Origin of the sequence: Streptomyces sp. NPDC048389, assembly GCF_040706335.1 — a bacterium.
In the GTDB taxonomy this organism is placed as follows: domain Bacteria; phylum Actinomycetota; class Actinomycetes; order Streptomycetales; family Streptomycetaceae; genus Streptomyces.
Genome location: NZ_JBEZKP010000006.1, coordinates 167,757 through 188,233, shown reverse-complemented (window position 1 = coordinate 188,233; position 20,477 = coordinate 167,757). Strand labels below are relative to the sequence as shown.

General features: G+C 71.1%; 18 protein-coding genes and 1 pseudogene. 7 read left to right on the top strand and 12 right to left on the bottom strand.

From position 1 onward, the window contains the following. The 3 genes and pseudogenes from AB0903_RS07375 to AB0903_RS07365 form a co-directional block, all read right to left on the bottom strand. Positions 1-1,250 (bottom strand): annotated as a pseudogene (locus AB0903_RS07375) (hypothetical protein); the annotation flags it as partial. A 101-nt stretch (positions 1,251-1,351) separates the two neighbouring features. Beyond that, positions 1,352-1,732: a PPOX class F420-dependent oxidoreductase gene (locus tag AB0903_RS07370; RefSeq protein ID WP_366699882.1), complete on the bottom strand. Its 381-nt coding sequence runs from the start codon at positions 1,730-1,732 to the stop codon at positions 1,352-1,354. A gap of 30 nt (positions 1,733-1,762) precedes the next feature. Further along, entirely contained in the window at positions 1,763-2,044 is a 282-nt protein-coding gene (locus tag AB0903_RS07365) for a helix-turn-helix transcriptional regulator (protein ID WP_366699880.1), read from the bottom strand. A 56-nt stretch (positions 2,045-2,100) separates the two neighbouring features. Here AB0903_RS07365 and map point away from each other — a divergent pair, with 56 nt between their 5' ends. Continuing rightward, entirely contained in the window at positions 2,101-2,868 is a 768-nt protein-coding gene (gene map / locus AB0903_RS07360; protein ID WP_366699878.1) for a type I methionyl aminopeptidase, read from the top strand. A 5-nt stretch (positions 2,869-2,873) separates the two neighbouring features. On the opposite strand, the gene AB0903_RS07355 is transcribed toward map, so the two are convergent. Further along, positions 2,874-3,611, bottom strand: a complete 738-nt coding sequence (locus tag AB0903_RS07355; protein WP_366699876.1) for a glycoside hydrolase family 75 protein — start codon at positions 3,609-3,611, stop codon at positions 2,874-2,876. Between the two features lie 102 nt (positions 3,612-3,713). After that, positions 3,714-5,528, bottom strand: a complete 1,815-nt coding sequence (ggt, locus tag AB0903_RS07350; RefSeq protein WP_366699874.1) for a gamma-glutamyltransferase — start codon at positions 5,526-5,528, stop codon at positions 3,714-3,716. A gap of 114 nt (positions 5,529-5,642) precedes the next feature. On the opposite strand from ggt, the gene AB0903_RS07345 reads away from it, so the two are divergent. Both AB0903_RS07345 and AB0903_RS07340 read left to right on the top strand, forming a co-directional pair. After that, positions 5,643-6,395 carry a hypothetical protein gene (locus AB0903_RS07345; RefSeq protein ID WP_366699872.1) on the top strand — a complete coding sequence of 251 codons (753 nt, stop codon included), beginning with the start codon at positions 5,643-5,645 and terminating at the stop codon, positions 6,393-6,395. Between the two features lie 113 nt (positions 6,396-6,508). Then, positions 6,509-8,119 (top strand): CocE/NonD family hydrolase, encoded by a 1,611-nt coding sequence (locus AB0903_RS07340; protein ID WP_366699870.1) that lies wholly within the window; start codon positions 6,509-6,511, stop codon positions 8,117-8,119. Between the two features lie 111 nt (positions 8,120-8,230). Here the strand turns inward: AB0903_RS07340 and AB0903_RS07335 are convergent, their stop codons facing one another. The 6 genes from AB0903_RS07335 to AB0903_RS07310 all read right to left on the bottom strand — a co-directional run bounded on the left by AB0903_RS07335 (position 8,231) and on the right by AB0903_RS07310 (position 14,547). Further along, on the bottom strand, positions 8,231-8,974 hold the full coding sequence (locus tag AB0903_RS07335; protein ID WP_366699868.1) for an amino acid ABC transporter ATP-binding protein: 744 nt from the start codon (positions 8,972-8,974) through the stop codon (positions 8,231-8,233). 182 nt (positions 8,975-9,156) lie between these two features. After that, positions 9,157-9,606 (bottom strand): DUF6278 family protein, encoded by a 450-nt coding sequence (locus tag AB0903_RS07330; protein WP_366699866.1) that lies wholly within the window; start codon positions 9,604-9,606, stop codon positions 9,157-9,159. Positions 9,607-9,664: 58 nt separating this feature from the next. Further along, positions 9,665-10,444, bottom strand: a complete 780-nt coding sequence (locus AB0903_RS07325; RefSeq protein WP_366699864.1) for an exodeoxyribonuclease III — start codon at positions 10,442-10,444, stop codon at positions 9,665-9,667. Between the two features lie 49 nt (positions 10,445-10,493). Further along, positions 10,494-11,126: an MBL fold metallo-hydrolase gene (locus tag AB0903_RS07320; RefSeq protein ID WP_366699862.1), complete on the bottom strand. Its 633-nt coding sequence runs from the start codon at positions 11,124-11,126 to the stop codon at positions 10,494-10,496. A 12-nt stretch (positions 11,127-11,138) separates the two neighbouring features. After that, positions 11,139-12,416: a 4-carboxymuconolactone decarboxylase gene (gene pcaC / locus AB0903_RS07315; protein WP_366699860.1), complete on the bottom strand. Its 1,278-nt coding sequence runs from the start codon at positions 12,414-12,416 to the stop codon at positions 11,139-11,141. A gap of 544 nt (positions 12,417-12,960) precedes the next feature. Further along, complete coding sequence (locus AB0903_RS07310; RefSeq protein WP_366699858.1) at positions 12,961-14,547, bottom strand: GH32 C-terminal domain-containing protein; 1,587 nt, start codon at positions 14,545-14,547, stop codon at positions 12,961-12,963. A 220-nt stretch (positions 14,548-14,767) separates the two neighbouring features. Between AB0903_RS07310 and AB0903_RS07305 the strand changes: the two genes are divergently transcribed. From AB0903_RS07305 to AB0903_RS07290, 4 genes are read left to right on the top strand one after another with little or no spacing between them, the layout of a single operon-like run. Then, complete coding sequence (locus AB0903_RS07305) at positions 14,768-16,177, top strand: extracellular solute-binding protein (RefSeq protein ID WP_366699856.1); 1,410 nt, start codon at positions 14,768-14,770, stop codon at positions 16,175-16,177. Further along, positions 16,174-17,124, top strand: coding sequence for a sugar ABC transporter permease (locus AB0903_RS07300; protein ID WP_366699854.1), 951 nt, complete (start codon positions 16,174-16,176; stop codon positions 17,122-17,124). Before AB0903_RS07305 ends, AB0903_RS07300 begins: the two co-directional genes overlap by 4 nt. Positions 17,125-17,137: 13 nt before the next feature. Next, entirely contained in the window at positions 17,138-17,992 is an 855-nt protein-coding gene (locus AB0903_RS07295; RefSeq protein ID WP_366699852.1) for a carbohydrate ABC transporter permease, read from the top strand. Next, entirely contained in the window at positions 17,989-19,371 is a 1,383-nt protein-coding gene (locus AB0903_RS07290; RefSeq protein WP_366699850.1) for a glycoside hydrolase family 32 protein, read from the top strand. Before AB0903_RS07295 ends, AB0903_RS07290 begins: the two co-directional genes overlap by 4 nt. Here AB0903_RS07290 and AB0903_RS07285 read toward each other — a convergent pair. Beyond that, complete coding sequence (locus AB0903_RS07285) at positions 19,334-20,398, bottom strand: LacI family DNA-binding transcriptional regulator (protein ID WP_366699849.1); 1,065 nt, start codon at positions 20,396-20,398, stop codon at positions 19,334-19,336. The genes AB0903_RS07290 and AB0903_RS07285 overlap by 38 nt on opposite strands. Between the last annotated feature and the right edge of the window lie 79 nt (positions 20,399-20,477).

The following is a 20,477-nucleotide window of genomic DNA, read 5'->3' as shown; positions in this document are numbered from 1 at the left end:
GCGCCGGGCGCCACGCCGCCGTAACGGGCCCCGCGAGGCGTGTCCCCCGCGCCGCCCGCGCCCGGCAGCACGGGCACGGCGACGGCGTCTTCCCCGCCGTCCTCGACCCCGGCGAACCGGGCGCCGCCTCGGGGGCGCTTCTTGCTCTTACGAGTGGGTGCGGGGCTGCCGCCGGGGGCGCCGGGTGAGCCTCCCCCACCCCGCCCCTTCCCGGAACCCTGCGTGGCCGGGGGTGGCTGAGGGCCAGGAGGTACCGCCGGGGCGGGGGCAGGAGGGTGGAATCGGCCGGGAAGCGACGCCGTGGGGGACGCCGTGGGGGACGCCGTGGCCGGTCCCGGGGGCCGGTCGTGGGCGGAGGCCCGGTCGTGGGCGGAGGCCCGGTCGTGGGCGGAGGCCCGGCCGGGGTGCGGGCCCTGGACCGGGTGCCGGCCGTCATCGAGGACCGGTGCCCCGTCCGGGTCGTGGGCGGGGCGCGAAGATTCCCCGCCCCGCCCCTTCCCGAAACCCCGGGTGGCCGGGGGCCACTGCGGAGCGGGGGGCTCCGCAGTGGCGGGGCGTTGGGATGCCCCCGGGCCGGTAGCGGGTGTGCCGCGCCCCGGGGGCTCGCCGGGGCCGGGGAGCGGGGCCGTGGCCGGTCCCGGGGGCCGGTCGTGGGCGGAGGCCCGGCCGGGGTGCGGGCCCTGGGCCGGCATGGGTTGCGGGGGTCGGCGCCGCCCGGGGCGCGGCCCCGCGGGCGGGGGCGGGGGCGGGGCCGCGGGCGGGGGCGGGGCCGCGAGGAGGGAGGCCGCGCGGGACTCCAGTTCGCTCTGGCGGCGGACCGCGCGGCTGTGGTCGTCGCGGGTCCAGGCCAGCTCGTGGACGATGCGTGCCTCGTCCGGGGAAGCGGCCAGGTGCCGCAGCAGCTCCTCGGCACGGGCCTGCGCGCGCAGCCGCTCGTGGCGCATGAGTTCGGCGCGCTCCTCCAGCCTCTCCCGTCCGCCGGGAAGCCGGTCGTGCGCGGCGGCAGCCGCGGCATGGAGGCCGGCCGCCCGCGTGAACTCGGCCGCGTCCGTGGCCGGCAGGTCCTGGAGGAGGGACTCGACCACGTCCCAGGGCGGGATCTCACGGCCCTCACGGCACGCCCGCACGCCCTCCGGGTCGCGCTGCCGGAAGACCTCGTACCAGCCGCCGTCCGGGTTCGACCGCGTCAGCAGCTCGTTGAAGTACCGCGCGAACGCCTCAACGTCCACCGGGAGTTGATCCACCGTCATCGACCGCCTGCCACCGCCCGTCATGGAACGGGGCCCTCCGCTCCGAGGGCACCGCAGGCATTCGACCGCAGACGTGTTACGGCGCTGCTACCGCCCCGTTTTCAGAACGTGACCGCGATGCCCATATGGGGACGCCTGCCGAGGCGCGCGATGGTCGCCGGCCAGTCGACGGCCCGGAACTGCCAGGTGTACTTGCGCAACAGCAGCTTGCGCACCGCGCCGGTACCGGCGCCGTCGAGGAGCCGGGCGGTGCCCTCCGCGGTGGGCGCGCCCTCCTCGACCCTGCCGCGCGCGTCGCAGACGGTGACGACGACCCGGCTGTCGTTGCGCAGGCGCTTGACCTTCCACGAGTCGGTGCGGGTCCACACGAACAACTCACCGCCGTCGACGGCGAACCACACGGGTGTGGCCACCCCCGTCCCGTTCTTACGGAAGGTGGTCACGCTGACATACCTGGCGCTGGCGAACTTCTCGGCACTCACGCCCTTGAGGCTACGCCGCGGGCGCCTGCCTCACGCCACCGCCTCCGCCGGACCCGGCGCCGGTACCGGCACCGGCGCGCAGTGGACGACGAGTTCGTCCATGGACAGGCCGAGCGTCGCGGACAGCGCGGCGACCGTGAAGAAGGCGGGCGTCGGGGCCCGGCCCGTCTCGATCTTACGGAGAGTCTCCGCGGAGAGTCCGGCAGCCGCGGCCACCTCGACCATGCTGCGGCTCCCGCGCGCCTGGCGGAGCAACCGGCCGAGCCGTTCGCCGCGTTCGCGCTCTTCGGGGGTGAGGGGTGTGCGCACCATGCCGGTATTCTAATGCCGGTATTGAAATACCGGTCGAACCGGTATAGTAATTGGTCATGGTGGAAATCAAGACCGACACATCGATCGAGGCGATGCGCGCGGCCGGCCGCGTCGTGGCCCAGGCGCTCGCGGCGGCCCGGGAGGCCGCAGCCGTGGGCGTGAGCCTGCGCGAACTCGACCGCGCGGCCCGCGCGGTGCTGGACGGGGCCGGAGCCGGTTCACCGTTCCTCGGGTACCGGCCGCGCTGGGCTCCGGTGCCGTTCCCGGCCGTCCTGTGCGTCTCTGTCAACGACGCCGTCGTCCACGGCATCCCGGACGGTCGCCGGCTCCGCCACGGCGACCTGGTCAGCATCGACTGCGGCGCGGTCCTGGCGGGCTGGGTCGGTGACGCGGCCGTCACCTTCACCGTGGGACGCGCGGAACCCGCGGACGCGACGCTGATCCGCACGGCCGAGGACGCCCTGGCCGCCGGCATGGCCGCGGCCGTCGTCGGCAACCGCGTCGGCGACATCGCCCACGCCGTCGGCCGTGTGTGCCGGGCAGCGGGATACGGCATCCCGGACGGCCACGGCGGCCACGGCGTCGGCCGCTCCATGCACGAGGACCCCGGCGTGCCGAACGAGGGGCGGCCCGGCAGGGGCATGGTGCTGCGCCACGGCATGGTGCTCGCGATCGAGCCGATGGTGATCGCGAGCGGGCGCGACGACACGTACACCGCGTCCGACGGCTGGACGGTCCGTACGGCGGACGGCAGTCGCGCCGCACATGCCGAGCACACGGTCGCGATCACGGACGACGGCCCGCGCATCCTCACGGCGCCGTAGCTCCGTCAGCTCCCCCCGGTCCCCTTCGCACCGGCCAGGAAGCGCCGGACCAGCTCCTCGCCGAGTTCCACCGCCGACGCGTGGCTCTCGATCGGCGACACCTTCGAGTTCTTGAAGACGAGGTACGTGACCCCCGAGGCGACGCCGCCGGTCGCAGCGTCGGGATCGATCCCGAGCGCCTCGGCCGCCGCATACGACGCCTCTCCGATGATCCCGCTCGGCCCGATGCCGCCGACCACCCCGTACACCACCTTGTCCTCGTACATCATCACGGCGGCCGAGCCGCCGCGGATGCCCGACGCCCGGTAGTCCCAGATGCCGCTCGGGACCGGCACGACGACGAACGGCAGCTTCTCGGCGTTCAGGTATCTGCCGTCGGAGCCGGTGAAGGCGGTGGTCGACTGGTACGAGGGGTCGGTGTCGCGGTTGCACCGCGCCGTCCGCCGGCCGTCGCAGTCGATGTCCATGTCCGCCTTCCAGAACACGGCCCCGCCGCGCTCGCAGATCGGAATGTTCGCGGGCCGGCCCCGGTCGGTGGCGTACCTGCCCTTGGAGATCCGGGTGCAGTCCCCCAACTCGGCGAGCAGCGCCGCCGCGTCGGTGCCCGTCTCCGGTGCGGCGCGGTGGCCGCCCGGGGCGGGCGGCGGCGGGATCGGTCCGGGCTGCGCTGCCGCGGGCGGTGCCGCCGCTGAAAGCGCGGCGGCGCCGACGGCCAGGGCGAGAGCGGTGTGTCGAATGCGCACGGGGAGCCTTTCTGTTCGAAAGGCTCCCTACCCCTGCGCGCCCGTACCCCCTCGCTCGCACGGCCGGACGGGCTACCCGCCCTCCGCGTGGGGGCGCCGGGGTCAGCGGGAGGGGTGGACCACCATCGCGGAACCGCCGCCGCGCCGCTGCTTCTCGGCCGCCGCGAGCCATCGGCCGTCCGGCAGCCGCTGGACGGCGGTTGCCGCACCGATCTCCTCCGTGAGCCGGAACTCGTGCCCGATCGCCTCGAGACGGGCTCGCGACGGGCTGTTCCACAGGTCCGGTTCCAGTTGGGTCGTCGTCTGGTTCCGCTGGCTGGCCCGCGGCGCCGCGATGGCGTCCACCAGGGGCAGCCCGCGGTCCAGATGCCCCGTCAGCGTCTGGAGGACCGTGGTGATGATGGTCGCGCCGCCCGGTGAGCCGAGCGCCAGGACGGGGCGGCCGTGATGGTCGAGCACGATCGTCGGTGACATCGAGGAACGGGGCCGCTTGCCGGGGCCCGGCAGATTCGGGTCGTGGACCGCGGGGTCGGCGGGCGCGAAGGAGAAGTCCGTCAGCTCGTTGTTGAGCAGGAAGCCGCGCCCGGGAACGGTGATGCCGCTGCCGCCGGTCTGCTCGATGGTCAGGGTGTAGGAGACGACGTTGCCCCACTTGTCGGCGGTGGTGAGATGGGTGGTGTTCTCCCCCTCGTACGTCGTCGGCGCCGCCCGCCCCGACGACCCGCAGCGCTCGGGACGGCTCGGATCGCCCGGTGCGAGCGGGCTGGTGAGCACCGCGTCGTCCTTGATCAGGCATTCGCGGGAGTCGGCGAACCGCTGCGACAGCAGGCCCCATGTCGGCACGTCCTCGAACGCCGGGTCACCGACCCACCGTCCGCGGTCGGCGAAGGCGATCCGGCTCGCCTCGATGAACCGGTGCAGGTACCGCTCCTGCGAGGCGTTGGACAGGTCGGTGCGCTCGAGGATGTTGAGCGCCTCGCCGACGGTCGTGCCGCCGGACGACGACGGCGGCATCCCGTACACGTTCAGGCCGCGGTACGAGACCTTCGCCGGTGTGCGCCGCACCGTTTCGTACGCCCTCAGGTCGCGCTCCGTCAGGTCGCCGGGCCGCACCTTCCGCGCGGCGCCCTCGGCGACGGGCGGGGTGCGCACCGTGCGGACGATGTCGCGGGCGAGGTCGCCCTCGTAGAGCGCGCCCGTGCCCTTGCGGGCGAGTTCCCGGTAGGTGCGGGCCAGGTCGGGGTTCTTGATGACGGAGCCGACGACCGGAAGCCGGCCGCCTGGCAGGAACAGCTCCGCGGAGGCCGGGAAGTCGCGGAAGCGCGCTTCGTTGGCGGCGGTCTGCTCGCGGAAAGTGGCGTCGACGGTGAAGCCTCGCTTCGCCAGCCGCTCCGCCGGTTTCAGGAGTTCCGCCAGCGGCCGGCTGCCCCATGCGTCGAGGGCCGTGTCCCAGGTGGCGGCGGTGCCGGGGGTGCCGACGCCGAGGCCGCTGGTCACAGCCTCGGCGAACGGGACCGGTTCACCGCCCTCCAAAAAGAGCGAGGCGTCGGCGGAACGAGGAGCGGTCTCCCGGCCGTCGACGGTGTGCACGGAACGGGTTCTGGCGTCGTAGTGGACGAAGTAGCCGCCCCCGCCGATGCCCGCGGAGTACGGCTCGGTCACGCCGAGGGCCGCGGCGGTCGCCACGGCCGCGTCCACCGCGTTGCCTCCGCGCCGCAGTACTTCGATGCCGGCTGCCGACGCGTCCGCGTCGACGCTCGCGACCGCGCCTCCATGGCCGACGGCGACCGGGGTCTTGGCCGGCTGCACTGTCGGCGGCGAGGCGGTGTGCGGTGCGGGCGGTGCTGCCGCGCCGATCGAGACGACGGCCGCGGCAACGGCCACGGCCGTGACCTTCCCTGCGGTGGAGCGACGCATTCGTACCTCCAGTCAGCCGGTGTCGGCGCAGCGTAGCTTTCCGGGGCCGCCGCCGACAGGACCGGCACGGACCGACTCGAACAACCTTCCGCCGCACCGCTACCATGCGCGCCCATGACGGACGACGTACGCAACATCGTGCTCGGTGTGGTTGCCGCAGGAATCAGTGCAACGATCGGCTGGCTGGCCCGCACCTACTTCTGGCGACGCCGACTGCGGCGCAAGCAGGCGTTCTTCGGGCTGCCGGGGAACTCGGAGTCGCTTCTGGTCGTCAACCGGGAGGCGGGCCGGGACGGTTCCGTGCACCGCTTCGACGTCTTCGCGCTCATCGAACTGTCCGCGCTGATCAAGGACTGCGGGGCCAACGCGCAGATCATCTGGCACGACATCGCACAGCAGGGCTTCGGCGAGCGCACCGAGTTCTGTGTGGGAGGCCCCGTCTCGAACCGCCGGACCGCAGCTCACCTGCACAGCCTGCTGCCGGGCGTGAAGATGAACACGGATGCCGAGCCGGGGCCCGACCAGGGATCGTTCCAGATCGGCTCCGAGCGGTACCGCATGGAGCCGGGCATGGCCGAGTACGTACTGCTGGCGCGGCTGACCACCGGTCAGGAGGCCCGGCCGGTGTTCCTGTTCTGCGGGCAGCGCGCCATCACCAACCAGGCGGCCACCCGCTATCTGGCCCGGCACCACGAGAAGCTCGCCCGCAAGCACGGCAACGGCTCCTTCTGCCTGCTGCTCAAGGTGGTCAACTCGTCGGCGTACGGCCCCGATGTGGTCGAACTGGTGGCCGACGTGACACGGGAGGCCCAGACGGCGCTTCCGGCGGCGCGCACCTCTCACCGTTCGGCGAGCCGCCCTAGCTGACACCACGTCCAACAATTGTTACGCTGGCGTAACTTACCGGGGAGTTACCTCCAGTAGCACTTCACCCTTACCGTCGGGTCACTTCACAGGGACGAATGAGTCAGGAGTGACCCGTGGGACTTCCTCGCAAGGCTCTGCGCACCACCGCCGTCGGCACGGTCTCGGCCGTGCTGCTCGCCGGTACCACCACCGCCGCCGCTCCCGCGGCCCTTACGGCCGTCCCGGCCCCGACCCGACAGGACACCGCCGGCGGCACCGCCTCCGCCGGCGTCCGCTTCGTCGACATCGAGGGCCACGGCGGTACGGTGCTGAAGGCCAACGTCGTCACGCCCGCGGGCGCGGGCGGCGGCCGGACGTACCCCGTCGTCGTGCTCCCCACCAGTTGGGCAATGCCGCAGATCGAGTACCTCGTACAGGCGAAGAAGCTCGCCGACTCCGGGTATGTGGTGGTGAGTTACAACTCCCGCGGCTTCTGGCAGTCGGGAGGTGAGATCGAGACCGCCGGGCCGCCCGACATCGCCGACGCCTCCAAGGTCATCGACTGGGCGCTGGCCAACACCCCGGCCGATCCGGAGCGGGTGGGCATGGCCGGCGTCTCCTACGGGGCCGGCATCAGCCTGCTCGCCTCCGCGAAGGACAGGCGGATCAAGGCAGTCGTCGCGCTCAGCGGCTGGGCCGACCTCATCGACTCCATCTACAGCGGCCGCACCCAGCATCTGCAGGCCGCCGCGATGCTCAGCGGCGCCGGCTACCTCACCGGCCGCCCCAGCGACGAACTCCAGCAGATCATGTCCGACTTCCTGTCCTCCAACCTGGCCAGGGAGCAGGACATGATCGAGTGGGGGGAGAAGCGCTCCCCCGCCGCCCACCTCGACGAGATCAACGCCAACGGCGCCGCGATCATGCTCGGCAACGCCTGGGGCGACTCGCTCTTCCCGCCCAACCAGTACGCCGACTTCTACGAGAGACTCGACGTCCCCAAGCGGCTCGAGTTCCGTCCCGGCGACCACGCCACCGCCGAGGGCACCGGACTGCTCGGCCTGCCCAACGACACCTGGGACAGCGCCCACCGGTGGTTCGACCACCATCTCAGGGGCGTCGACAACGGCGTGGACCGCGAGCCGCCGGTACGGATCAAGAGCCGCTCCACCGGCGGGTACGAGACGTACCCGGACTGGAAGTCGGTGGGCGCGGACCGGCGGAAGATCGAGCTGGGCGGTAACAAGCGGATCTGGGCCAACGTCGATTCCGGGGCGAACGGCGGGGTCATCTTCCTGTCCAGCCTGCTCGACCAGTTCGCCGAGCTGCCCCCGATGGCATCCGTCCCGCTGCTGCCGCGCTCGTTCGCCGCCGTATGGCAGTCGGAGCGCTACGGGACCGCGCAGCAGGTCCGCGGTACCGCAGAGCTGCACACCACGGTCACCAGCACCAAGGAGAGCGGCACCCTCGTCGCATACCTCTACGACGTGGGCCCGCTCGGCCTCGGCAAGCTGGTCTCCCACGCGCCGTACACGTTCCACGGCAAGACACCCGGTCAGCCGTTCGCCGTAGACCTGGAGTTGTTCTCCACCGCCTACGACGTACCGGCCGGCCACCGTCTCGCCGTGGTCGTCGACACCGTCGACCCGCTCTACATCGAGCACAACCCGAGCGGCGCGCAGCTGACCTTCTCCTCGCCGGCGGCCGACCCTTCGTATCTGTCGGTCCCGCTGCGCCAGGAGTGATCACCGGCTGCTGCCGGCCGGGTCCCCGTGCTCGCACGGGGAGTGGGTGGTGCTCCATGATCCACTGGGCTGTCCCGTTCGCGCCCCTCGGGCGCCGGGACCCGCCGGCGGTCAGTGCTTGAGAATCTTGGACAGGAAATCTTTGGCACGGTCGGTCCGCGGGTCGGTGAAGAAGTCGTCGGGGCGGCGGTCCTCGATGATGCGGCCGTCGGCCATGAAGACGACACGGTTCGCGGCGGAGCGGGCGAAGCCCATCTCGTGGGTGACGACCACCATCGTCATGCCCTCCGCCGCGAGTTGCTGCATCACCTCCAACACCTCGTTGATCATCTCCGGGTCGAGCGCGGACGTCGGTTCGTCGAAGAGCATGACCTTGGGGTCCATCGCCAGGGCGCGGGCGATGGCCACCCGCTGCTGCTGGCCTCCGGAGAGCTGGGCGGGGAACTTCGACGCCTGGTCGGCCAGGCCGACCCGGTCGAGCAGTTCGCGGGAGCGTCGCTCGGCGTCCTCCTTCTTGAGGCCCCGGACCTTGACCGGGCCCAGCGAGACGTTCGCCAGGACGGTCTTGTGCGCGAAGAGATTGAAGGACTGGAAGACCATGCCGACGTCGGCGCGGAGCTTCGCCAGGGCCTTGCCCTCCTCCGGGAGGGGCTGCCCGTCGATCGTGATACGGCCGGACTCGATGGTCTCGAGTCGGTTCACGGCCCGGCACAGCGTCGACTTCCCCGAGCCGGAAGGTCCGATGACCACCACCACCTCCCCGCGGCCGACGACGAGGTTGATGTCCTGGAGAACGTGTAACTGCCCGAAGTGCTTGTTCACCTCACGCAGCTCGATCAACGGATCGACGGCCATACGCTGCCCTGCCCACTCGTCGATGTGTGTCGCGGTCAGCGCAAACTATCCAGCCCGCCAAAGGGCTTCGCACCCGACACGCATAAAGAGGGCATAAGCCGTACTAATACGGAACCCGGCCGAGCGGCGCCCGGCAAAGCCGCACGCGCCCCGCCCGCAAGACGGACCGAACCGGACACGGTCTAGGCTTCCGCCGCCTCGCCGTAGACCTGGGAGAGCTCCGGCGCCCCGTTGAACGCCCACTCCACACCCGCCTCCACCACACTGATCTCCCGCCCGGACGCCAACCGCACGACCGGGTGGCCGCCCGGCCAGATGTGCCAGACCGCACCGGGCACCGTGCGCACGATCACGGTGCCGAGGTAGAGGCCCGCGTCGTTGCCCAGCCACGGCAGTTCCTCCGGATCGTCGCGCCAGCGCGGTGGGAGCTGGTCCAGCCCGGTCAACGAACTCGGAGAGTCGTCCAGCTCCAGTCCGGCCTGTGCCGCTCTGGCGCGCAGCAGCTCACACTCGGACAGCAGCTCGGTGATGGCCGCCGCCCGCTCGGGGTCGTGCTCGGTGGCGGCCGCCTCTGCGCCCTTGTCCCGTTCGCCGTGGCGTCCCAGCCAATGGTCCAAGAAAGGGATGTTCATACCGCAAAGACTCCCATCCGGACACCCGGGTGCACCACAGGGCGCGCGCCGGTGAACCTCAGGTGTCCAGGTCGACGACGACCGGTGCATGGTCCGAGGCGCCCTTGCCCTTGCGCTCCTCACGGTCGACATAGCCGTCCTTGACGGCCTTGGTGAAGGGCTCGTTGCCGTACACCAGGTCGATGCGCATGCCGCGGTTCTTGGGGAAGCACAACTGGCGGTAGTCCCAGTACGTGAACGGGTGCTCGTACTTCAGCGGACGCGGCACCACGTCGGCCAGGCCCCGCTCGCGCAACGTCTGCAGAGCGGTCCGCTCGGCGGGCGTCACATGCGTCATGCCCTCGAAGAAGGACGGGTCCCACACGTCCTCGTCACTCGGCGCGATGTTGAAATCGCCGAGCACGGCGAACGGCCGTCCGGCCGCCGCGTCCTCGGCCACCGCGACGGACAGTGCCTCCAGCCAGCGCAGCTTGTAGTCGTAGTGGTCGTGGGCGACCTCGCGGCCGTTCGGCACATAGACCGACCAGAGACGGGCCGGGCCGCAGGTCGCCGAGATCGCCCTCGGCTCCTTCAGCCCCCCGTACTCGGGGCCGCCGGGCAGGCCGCGGACGACGTCCTCGATGCCCACCCGGGAGACGATCGCCACCCCGTTCCACCGGCCGTCGGCGTGGACCGCGGACTCGTAGCCGAGCTCGCGCAGCTCCGCGGCGGGGAACTGCTCCTCGGTGCACTTGGTCTCCTGGAGGCACAGCACATCGGTGTCGCTGCTCTCCAGCCAGGCCAGCAGCCGGGGCAGCCGGGCGGTGATCGAGTTGACGTTCCAGGTGGCGATACGCATGGGCAAAGCCTAACCGCGGGGTACGACAGTCAGCCGCCCGCCGCGGCCCTCACACCTCCCGCGACTCGCCGGGGGCCAGCCGGCCGTGGTCGGCGCCGCCGAGTTCGCCGATCTGGCGGTCGTAGATCGGCCGGGCCAGGTCGGTCAGCAGGGCGTCGTGGACGTCGACGGCCCGGCGCGGCCTCACCTCGCGCACGTAGTCGATGACCTCGGAGATCTTGTTCCAGGGGGCGTGCACCGGCAGCATCAGCGTGTCCACCGCGTGGTCGGGCACCGTGAGCGCGTCGCCCGGGTGGAAGACGGAGCCGTCCACCAGATATCCGACGTTGGTGATCCGCGGGATGTCCGGGTGGATCACCGCGTGCAGCTCGCCGTGCACCTGGACCTCGAAGCCGGCCGCCGTGAACGTGTCGCCGTGGCCCACCGTGTTGACGCGCCCCGGGAACGCGGCCGAGAGCTGCTGCGCGACGCTGCGCAGCGTCCACAGCACGGCACCGGGGTTCGCCTCGAGCGCTGCGCGCAGTCGCCCCTCGTCGAAGTGGTCGGGGTGTTCGTGCGTGACGAGAAGGGCGTCGGCCCCCAGAGCGGCGTCCTGTTCGCTGAAGCCGCCGGGGTCGATCACCAGCCGCCGCCCGTCCTTCTCGAGCTGGACGCAGGCGTGGGTCTTCTTTGTGAGCCTCATGGCACCATCCTGCTACGCCCGGGGCGCCGTCTCCTCCCGGATCACGCTCTGCGCCACCTTGAAGGCCGCGTTCGCCGCGGGGACACCGCAGTACAGGGCGGAGTGGATCAGGACCTCCCTGATCTCCACCGGGGTCAGTCCGTTGCGCAGCGCCGCGCGGGTGTGGACGGCCAGCTCCTCCAGGTGCCCGCCGACGACCAGCGCGGTCAGGGTCACACAGCTGCGGGTGCGTCGGTCCAGACCCTCACGGGTCCACACCTCCCCCCAGGCGTAGCGGGTGATCAGCTCCTGGAAGTCGCCGGTGAAGTCGTCGCCGTCGGCCATGACCCCGTCGACGTGCGCGTCCCCGAGCACCTCGCGGCGCACCTTCATCCCGGCCTGGTACGGGTCGGGCCTGCCCGACCCGGTGGCGTGCGGCTGCTCGGGGGCGGGCGGGGCGATCTCCGCCACCGGCGTGACGGGCGCGGAGGCGGCGGGCGCGGCCGGTGCGGGGAACGCGGTGAGGGTGTCGTGCCAGGCGGTGGCGAAGTGGTGCGCGAGCAGGTCCGTGACGGCGGCGGGCTGCTCGACGGGGGCCAGATGGGAGGCACCGGGTACGAGCGCCAGCCGGGCGTCCGGTATCCCGGCGACCAGCGTGCGGGCCTCCGCGGGTCCCGTCACCTGGTCCTCCGACCCGACCACGACGAGTGTGGGGGCACCGATCCGGCCGAGTTCCGCGCGGGCGTCGAAGGCGGCGAGGGCCTCGCAGGCGGCGATGTAGCAACCCGGGTCGGTGGTGCGGACCATCTGGACGGCCCACTCGACGATGGCGGGTTGCGCGGCGGCGAACGCCGCCGTGAACCAGCGCTCGGGCGCGCTGTGGGCCATCGGGTCGAGCCCGTTGGTGCGTACGACGACACCGCGCCGTCGGAACTCGTCGGCCGTACCGAACCGCGGCGAGGTGGCGACCAGCGCCAGGGCCGCCACGCGCTGCGGATGGCGCAGCGCCAGCTCGATGCCGACCGCGCCGCCGATCGAGCAGCCCGCGTAGCCGAACCGCTGCACGCCGAGCCCGTCCAGGGTGGCCAGCAGCCGCTCTGTCAGCTCGCCGACGGAGGCGGCGGAGTGCGCGGGCGCGCCGCCGTGGCCCGGCAGGTCGAACCGGATCACCCGCCACCGCTCGGACAGCTGGGGGATCTGCCGGTCCCACATGTGCCATGTGGTACCCAGTGAGGGACCCAGGATCAGGACAGGTGCGTCTTCCGGCCCGTCAAAGCGGTATTGCAGGCTGTTCATCGGTGTCTCACTCACCCGCCTGAGCCTCTCATCTGTCACGAGATGTCACATCGCCGGGGTGGACGTAGCGGGCCTTGCCTCGCTCCGCCACTGCCGGACCGCCGAGAGCCCAGGTATACGCTCTCCGGCGTGTACTCGTGGCCCGTGTCGGCAGTGGGCCCTCCGGGCACGTACCCTCCTTCAGTCGCTACGAGCAACGCTTCCCTATTGATCACGGCCTCCAGGCGGCTCGCGGTGCAGCATCAAGTGTGGTGGCACAGACGAGGCTCGGTGTGACTCACCTGGAAACCTTCCGGAATCCCACCCAACAGCAGCTTGAACACCGTACGGTGAACGCTCGGTAGAAGGCTCGGCCGCAGCCGCATACTCTGAATCGCCCCGGGTTTGATGGAGACGTCGAAGACCCGGAAGGATGCCGATCATGGCTGCTCCCCGTAAGTACCCCCAAGAACTGCGTGAGCGTGCGACGCGTCTGGCGGCCGAACCCCCTGCGTCACTCCAGGAAACCAGCTGACTCAGTCTCCACGAAACCCGGGGCTTGACACTCCCCTGGCCGGCCTCACACCGAGAACTCGCGTATCACCGTGTTACGGAACACCGCGCTGCCGCCGATCGTGAACAGTGCGAGCCGGGTGTCCAGCAGGTAGGGGAACACCTGGCTGGTGTGCACGTAGTGGCCGTCGTCGACGAACATCTCCACCGAGGTGCGGTCCACCAGGATGCGCAGCTTCACTGTGCCGGCGGACGGGTCGAACGGGGTGCGGCTCTCCTGCCACTTGCCGGAGGTGTCGGCGTTCACCGTGTTGCGCCGGTTGAGGAAGGCGTAGTTGTCGTAGATCCCGGCGTCGATGTGCCGGCCGCCGTCCGGAGAGCGCCTCAACTGGAGTCCACAGCCCGTAAGTTCGGACCAGGCGATGTCGGTCGTCACCTCGTAGGAGATGCCGGTGTAGTCGAGCACCTTCGTGCCGTCCACGGTCACGTCGCCCAGGTTCACGGTGCGGGAGACATGCGAGTCGAGGCCGGAGACGGGCCGGGAGGCGAGGTGGTAGGTGCCGTCGGATGCCTTCTTCAGGGTGACCTCGCGGACGATGGAGTCAGCGCCGTTGAAGCCGTCGCAGTCGATGGTGGGGGTGGTGTTGGCGTAGTCCCAGTTGTTCACCCAGCCGATCGCGTACCGGGCAGCCGCGTCCACCGCGCCGCTCGCGTCCCGCTTCTCGAAGGTGACGGCGGCGTACCAGTCCCAGCCGTGGTCGAGCCATTGCGGGTCACTCGTGTCAGCGGCGAATGTGCTGCCGTCGAAGGAACCCGGCCAGTAGGCGTACGTGTTGGGCAGTCCCGCGTTCTTGCCGTTGGCGCTCGCGCCGAGCACCCACTTGACGGTGCCGTCGTCGGCGGTGATGCGGAACAGGTCGGGGCACTCCAGGACGCCGATGCCGTCGTGGACGAAACCGTCCACGTATGTCCAGGACTTGAGGTCGTCGGAGTGGTAGAAGCCGATCTTGTCGTTCTCGGCGAGGGTCATCACCCAGCGGCCCCGGTCCTCGTCGCGGATCACCTTGGGGTCGCGGAAGTCGGCGACGCCCGGGTTGGGCAGGACGGGATCGGTCCCGTAGTTGCTGAAGGTGAGTCCGCCGTCGGTCGAGTAGTACAGGAACTGCTCCTGATGGTCGGTGCCGCCGCCGGGGGACATGGTGACGATGACGACGACCGCGCCCGCGCCGAAGCCGGCCGTGTTGCCGGTGTCGACCACCGCCGAGCCCGACCAGAGGTCGCCGTTGGGCGTGGTGTCCTTGGGCACGGCAACGCCGCGGTCGGTGAAGGAGACCAGGTCCTTGGTGGTGGCCAGGCGCCACGCGGTGCCGACGACGCCGGTGAAGTAGTCGGCGTTGTAGAGGTAGTAGTAGTGGTACTCGCCGTCGATCCAGACGGGCTGCTGCGGATCGTTCTTCCACTGGTCGGGGACCGTGAAGTGGTACGCGGCGCGGTAACTCGCGCCACTCACCGCGGCCTTGGCCTTGGCGTCGTCCTTGGTCGTGGCCTTGGGCTTCGGGGCGGCCGTGGCCGTTCCGGTGGGCAGCAGCGCGGCGGCGCCCACCGCCGATCCCGCGAACAGTGATCTCCTGGAAATCCCTGACGTTCCGGGCATGACACATCGTTCCTCTCGTGGCGGCCCATGAGGGCCCGTGGCGGCTCGTCACGCACGTGCGGCTCATAACGCGGAGGGCGTGAGAAGAGCGGCTCGTGTGAACGAGGACTGTAGACCTAACTCGTTAAAGGTCAAGCGTTCCCGACTCTTGACAGGTGCATGGCCCGGTTCCCATCACCTGGGACATCAATCCTGAACTAACACGAGTTAGGGCCCCTCGATGACTGACTCGAACTTCCCCCGCCGCACGCTGCTGCGGTACGGCGCATACGGGGCGGGCGCAGCCGCCCTGGCCGGTACCGCTGCGAGCTGGGACCGGCTCACGGGAGCCGACATCCCCGGCCGCGACGACGGCTCCCTCGTCGTCGCCACCCTCGGCTCCGCCTTCGATCCGGCCACCGTCGACGCCCTCACCAAGGGCTTCCACCGCATTCACCCCGGCATCCCGCTGCGGGTGAACGCGGTGCAGGCTGTCGACTGGTCGGACTTCTTCGCCAAGATCCTCACCCAGATCGCCGCGGGCACCGCACCCGACCTGGTCTATGTGGCAACCGAAGGCGTGCAGTTGTTCGCCCGGAAGCTCGGAGTGCCCCTGGACCGCTGGGTGCGCCGGGACGCGGCGGAGCTGCGGGAGTACTTCGCCGATGTCCACCCCTCACTGGTCGAGTCGATGATGTACGAGGGGAGCCTCTACCAACTCCCCATGGAGTTCAACGCCGCCGACATGTACCTCAACAAGCAGGTGCTGAAGCGGGCGGGCGCGGACTTCCCGCCGGCCGACTGGAGCCGCGACGACTTCACCACGCTGCTGCGCGAGATGAAGCGGGCCGGCGGCACGCACTTCACGCCGTACTTCTGGACCAACCGGCTGTGGGGCGGCGTGGTGCCCTGGCTCTTCGCGAACGGCACGAACCTGCTGAAGGAGTCCAAGGCGCCCGGTGGTTCGTGGCTGTGGGACAGCTTCTACCCGGCCGCCGACCGGCGGGGACGCGGCGGGGGCTTTCGCTGGACGACCCCGCAGGCCACCGCCGACCGGGTCGAGGAGGCGTACGACTATCTCGCCTCCCTCGTCCAGGACGACCTGTGCTCACGTCCCGAGGGCGGCAACGGCAGCAACCTGGTCGGCGTGTTCTCCACCGGCCGCGTCGGCGTCACCCCGGCGGGCGGCTTCTGGGCGGGCGGCCTGCATCTTGCCGGCATGCGGGCGGCCGACTACGACGTGCAGTACTTCCCACGCTGGCGCACCCAGCGCCACCAGTTCGGCGCGGCGGGCTACGCGCTGCTGCGCACCTCCAAGAAGCAGGAAGCCGCCTGGGAGTTCATCAAGTACACCGCCCGCAAGGACACGATGACCCAGCTGTTCCGGAGCAACCAGACGACCCCCGCCCGCCGTTCGATGCTGACCGCCGCCCGCTACGCCGAGACCGGCCCGGCGCACTGGCAGGTCTTCTACGACACCCTCGACCGGTTTCCCGACACCGGCCCGATCCCGGCGCCGCCGCAGGTCGCCGAGGTGACCGACGTCCTGCTCAAGTACACCGGCACCGCGCTGGCCTCACCCCGTGCGGTAGGTCCCGCACTGCGCCGGATGCAGGGCGACCTGGAGAAGGCCATGGAGCGTGAGGTATGACGAACACTCAGATGCGGCAAGTGAGTTCACGGCCCGCCCCGCCACCCGCCGTCACCGCCCGGCCCTCCGTCCGTGACCGCGGCACCCGGCTGCTGGCCGCGCTGTTCCTGGCACCCACGGTCGTCGGCATCGTCGTCTTCACGGTCGTGCCGATCATCGGGTCCATCGTGCTGAGCCTCTTCCACTGGGACGTGATCGACCCGCCCCGCTTCGCCGGCGGCGCCAACTACCTCACCACCTTCACGGATTCGACCGTCCTGGTCTCCTTCCGCAACACGCTCCTCTTCATGGTCCTCGCGGTCGCGCTGCAACTTTTGATCGCGCTGGCGCTGGCTCTCGCGCTGAACGGGCGGATGCCGGTGTGGCTGCGGTCGGTGTTCCGTTCGGCGTTCTTCTTCCCGCTCGTGCTGTCCGCCGCATCCATCTCGGTGGTGATGAAGTACCTGTTCAACCAGGACTTCGGGGTGGTGAACTGGCTGATCGGCCTGGTCGGCGTCGCGCCCGTGCCCTGGCTGACCTCGGAGCACGCGGCGATGGCCACGGTGATCCTGGTCTACGTCTGGCAGCAGTTCGGCTTCTCCTTCCTGCTGTTCGTCGGCGGTCTGAACAACATCCCCAAGGAGATCCACGAGGCCGCCGCCCTCGACGGCGCGACCGGCCTGCGCAAGCACCTCGGCATCACCCTGCCGCTGCTGTCGCCGACCCTGCTCGTCGCGTCGGTGGTCGGCATCATCAACGCCCTCCAGGTCTTCGAGCAGCCCTACGTCCTCACCGACGGCGGGCCCGGCGACGCCACCCGCACGGTGGTGATGGTGATCTACGAGAGGGCCTTCGAGCAGCTCGACTTCGGCGAGGCGTCCGCGGTGGGCGTGCTGCTCTTCGTGCTGATCATGGCGGTCACCGCCTTCCAGTTCCGGCTCAGCCGGCGTTTCGTCCACTACCAGTGAGCCGGTGAGCCGTATGAGCCAAGCAACCCCGTCCCTGCGCCGCGTACGGTACTCGCTCGCCCCCTGGGCCCGGATCGCCGGACTGGCCGTCTGCGCCCTGGTGACGCTCGGTCCGGTCATCTGGACCATCGCCACCTCCCTGCGCACCCCGGCCCAGTCCTTCGACCTGCCCCCGCAGATCATCCCGGTCGACCCGACGACCGCCGCCTACCGCGGGGTCTTCCAGCAGATCGACGTATGGCTGCTCGCCCTGAACTCCACGCTGGTGACGGCGCTGATCGCGGTCGGCCAGATGATCACGGCGGGCCTGGCCGGATACGCCTTCGCCCGCATGGAGTTCCGCTTCAAGAAGCCCCTGTTCGGCCTGGTCCTGGCGACCATGATGGTGCCGTTGCAGGTCACCATCGTGCCGGTGTTCCTGGTGCTGAAGTCGATGGGCCTCACCGACACCCTCCTCGGCCTGATCATCCCGGCCTTCCCGACCGCCTTCGGCACCTTCCTGATGCGCCAGTACTTCCTCGGCATGCCGAAGGACCTGGGCGAGGCGGCGATGCTGGACGGCGCGGGGCCCTGGCGGATCTTCCGCTCGGTGTACGCGCCGCTGGCCACACCCGGCCTGGCGATCGTCGGCGTGCTGGCCTTCAACTACCACTGGAACGAGTTCTTCCGCCCGCTGATCCTGGAGACCTCCAGCCAGAACTACACGCTTCCGCTGGGCCTGGTCTCCCTGCAGGGCAACCTCGGCACCGGGTCGATCTCGGTGGTCCTGGCCGGGGTCGTGCTGTCGATGCTCCCCGCCGTCGCAGTGTTCGTCGTTGGCCAGCGCCCGTTGCGCGAGGGCATCACCTCAGCAGGAGTCAACCGTTGAGCCACACACCCCGCTTCAGGATCCGTCCGTCCGCCGGCTGGATCAACGACCCCAACGGACCGTTCCGCTGGTGCGACCGCCATCACCTCTTCTACCAGTACAACCCGGGCGCCCCGGTGCACGCCGACATCCACTGGGGCCACGCCTCCAGCCGCGACCTCGTCCACTGGGAGTACCACGCGATCGCGCTCACACCGACACCCGGCGGCCCGGACGAGGCCGGCTGCTGGTCGGGCTGCGTCGTCGACGACGCCGGGACACCGACCGCCGTGTACACGGGCATCGACCGTGACCACGCCGGTCTCGGCACCATCTGCCTGGCGCGAGCGGCGGACCCGGAAGACGAGCGACTGACCGAGTGGAAGCCGCTGCCGACGCCGGTGGTGGCAGGGCCGCCGCCAGGACTGGACGTGGTGATGTTCCGCGACCCGTTCGTCTTCCGCCACGCGGACCGGCGCTGGGCCCTCGTCGGGGCCGGGCACGCCGACAGCACGCCGTCGGTCCTGCTCTACGACTGCGACGACCTGACCGACTGGCGGTTCGCCGGAGTGCTGCTGGACGGCAAGGACCCGGTGGCCACGGGCGCGTTCGGTGACAAGGCGGTGGGCTGGGAGTGCCCACACCTGTACCGGACAGCCGGCGGCGACCACGTCCTTCTGGTGTCCCTGTGGGACGGAGACCCCTGTTCGACCGCCTACCTGACCGGCCGTCTGCAAGTCGACGGCCGGGAAACGTTGAGGTTCGAGACGCGCACCGGCGGTCGGCTCGACCAGGGGCGGGACTTCTACGCTCCCGCCGTGCTCCAGGAGCAGGACCGCGCACTGCTGTGGGGCTGGTCGTGGGAGGCCCGTCCGCACGAGGAGGTGCACCGAGCCGGATGGGCAGGCGTACTCACCGCGCCACGCGTCGTCGACGTGCACCCCGACGGTACGCTGCGCGTGAGTCCGGCCCCGGAGCTCGACCTGCTGCGCCCGGCCGAACCGTTCGTCACCGCGCCGGGCCGGGCTCCGCTTCCAAAGACGTACGACCTGACGATCACCGCATGCGAACCGACCACGGTGAGCCTGCTCCGGGACGCGTCCGGCCGGGAGCTGACCGTCCGGGTGGACCCCGCCAGGGGAACCGTCCTCCTCGACCGCAGCGCCTGGCCCCGGACCGGCAGGGAAGGGTCCGCCCCGATCACCGTGCACGTACCGAAGGGGCCGGAACTCGCGCTCCGGCTGCTCGTCGACGGCTCGCTCCTCGAACTCTTCGTCGCGGAACGGGCGATGGTCACCGAACGCGTCTACCAGCGCCCCGGCGACATCGCCGAGCTGACGGTCGACGGGCCGGGTGCCCGGGTCACCGGGTGGGCGCCGGTCCCACGGAGGCTCGGCTGACCACCGGGCAGGCCAGACGCCGGACGGTCGCGGGCGGCGTACGGCCGGCGTCGATGGCGTCCAGGAGCAGCCGGGCCGCCGCCTCCCCCATCGCCCGGTGCGGCAGCGCGACCGAGGTGAGCGGCGGGGTGAGGAACGCGGCCATGTGCTCCTGGTCGTCGTAACCGACCACCGACAGATCGGCGGGCACATCGATCCCGAGCCGGGTCGCGGCATGCAGGACGCCCGCCGCGACCCGGTCGTTGTAGCACAGGACGCCGGTGGGGCGGCGGCCCGGATCGACCCCGTCGAGCAGGCGCAGTGCCCCTGCGTACCCCGCGGAGATCTCCCCGCCGCCGCGCACGATCCACTCCTCGGGCACGGTGACGCTCTCGGCGCGCAGCGCGTCCCGGAAGCCGCGGGTACGTTCCACCGAGGCGATGTCGTCCACACCGCCGATCACGGCGAGCCGGCGGTGGCCCGCACCGAGCAGCAGCCGGGCCGCGGTACGGCCGCCGGCGCGCTCGGCGGGGACCACGGCGGGCAGGGAGTCGTCCTCGGGCAGGCAGTTGGCCAGAACGGAGTGGGTGCGGTGCAAGCCCTCGGGGACCCGCACCCGGCGCAGCGACATGGCCGCGTAGATGATGCCGTCCACCCGCCGGTCGAGCAGTTCCGCGACGGCCGCGTCCTCCTTGGCAAGGTCACCGCCGGAGTCGACGGTGAGCACGAGGTGTTCGCTGTCCCAGGCGGTCTCCATTGCGCCGCGCAGCAGCCGACCGGCGAACGGCGAGGACGCGATCTCGTCGGTGACCAGCCCGATCACGGCCGTACGGCGACGGCGCAGACCGCGGGCGACGGGGTCGGGGCGGTATCCCAGCTGGACGGCGGCCTGCCGGATGCGTTCCTGGGTCGCGGGCGAGAGGTTGCCCTCGGCGCGGCCGTTGAACATGAAGGACACCGCGGTGTGCGACACGCTGGCGAGCCGGGCGACGTCCCGCGACGTCGGGCGCCCGGTGCCCGTGCTCCTGCTCTCCTCGGCACCACCCACGCCGTCCTCCGCCCTCGCCCGGCCCGTCCCTGTCGATCACCGTCCACTCTATCCGCGGCGAGGGCCACGGCATACGGGA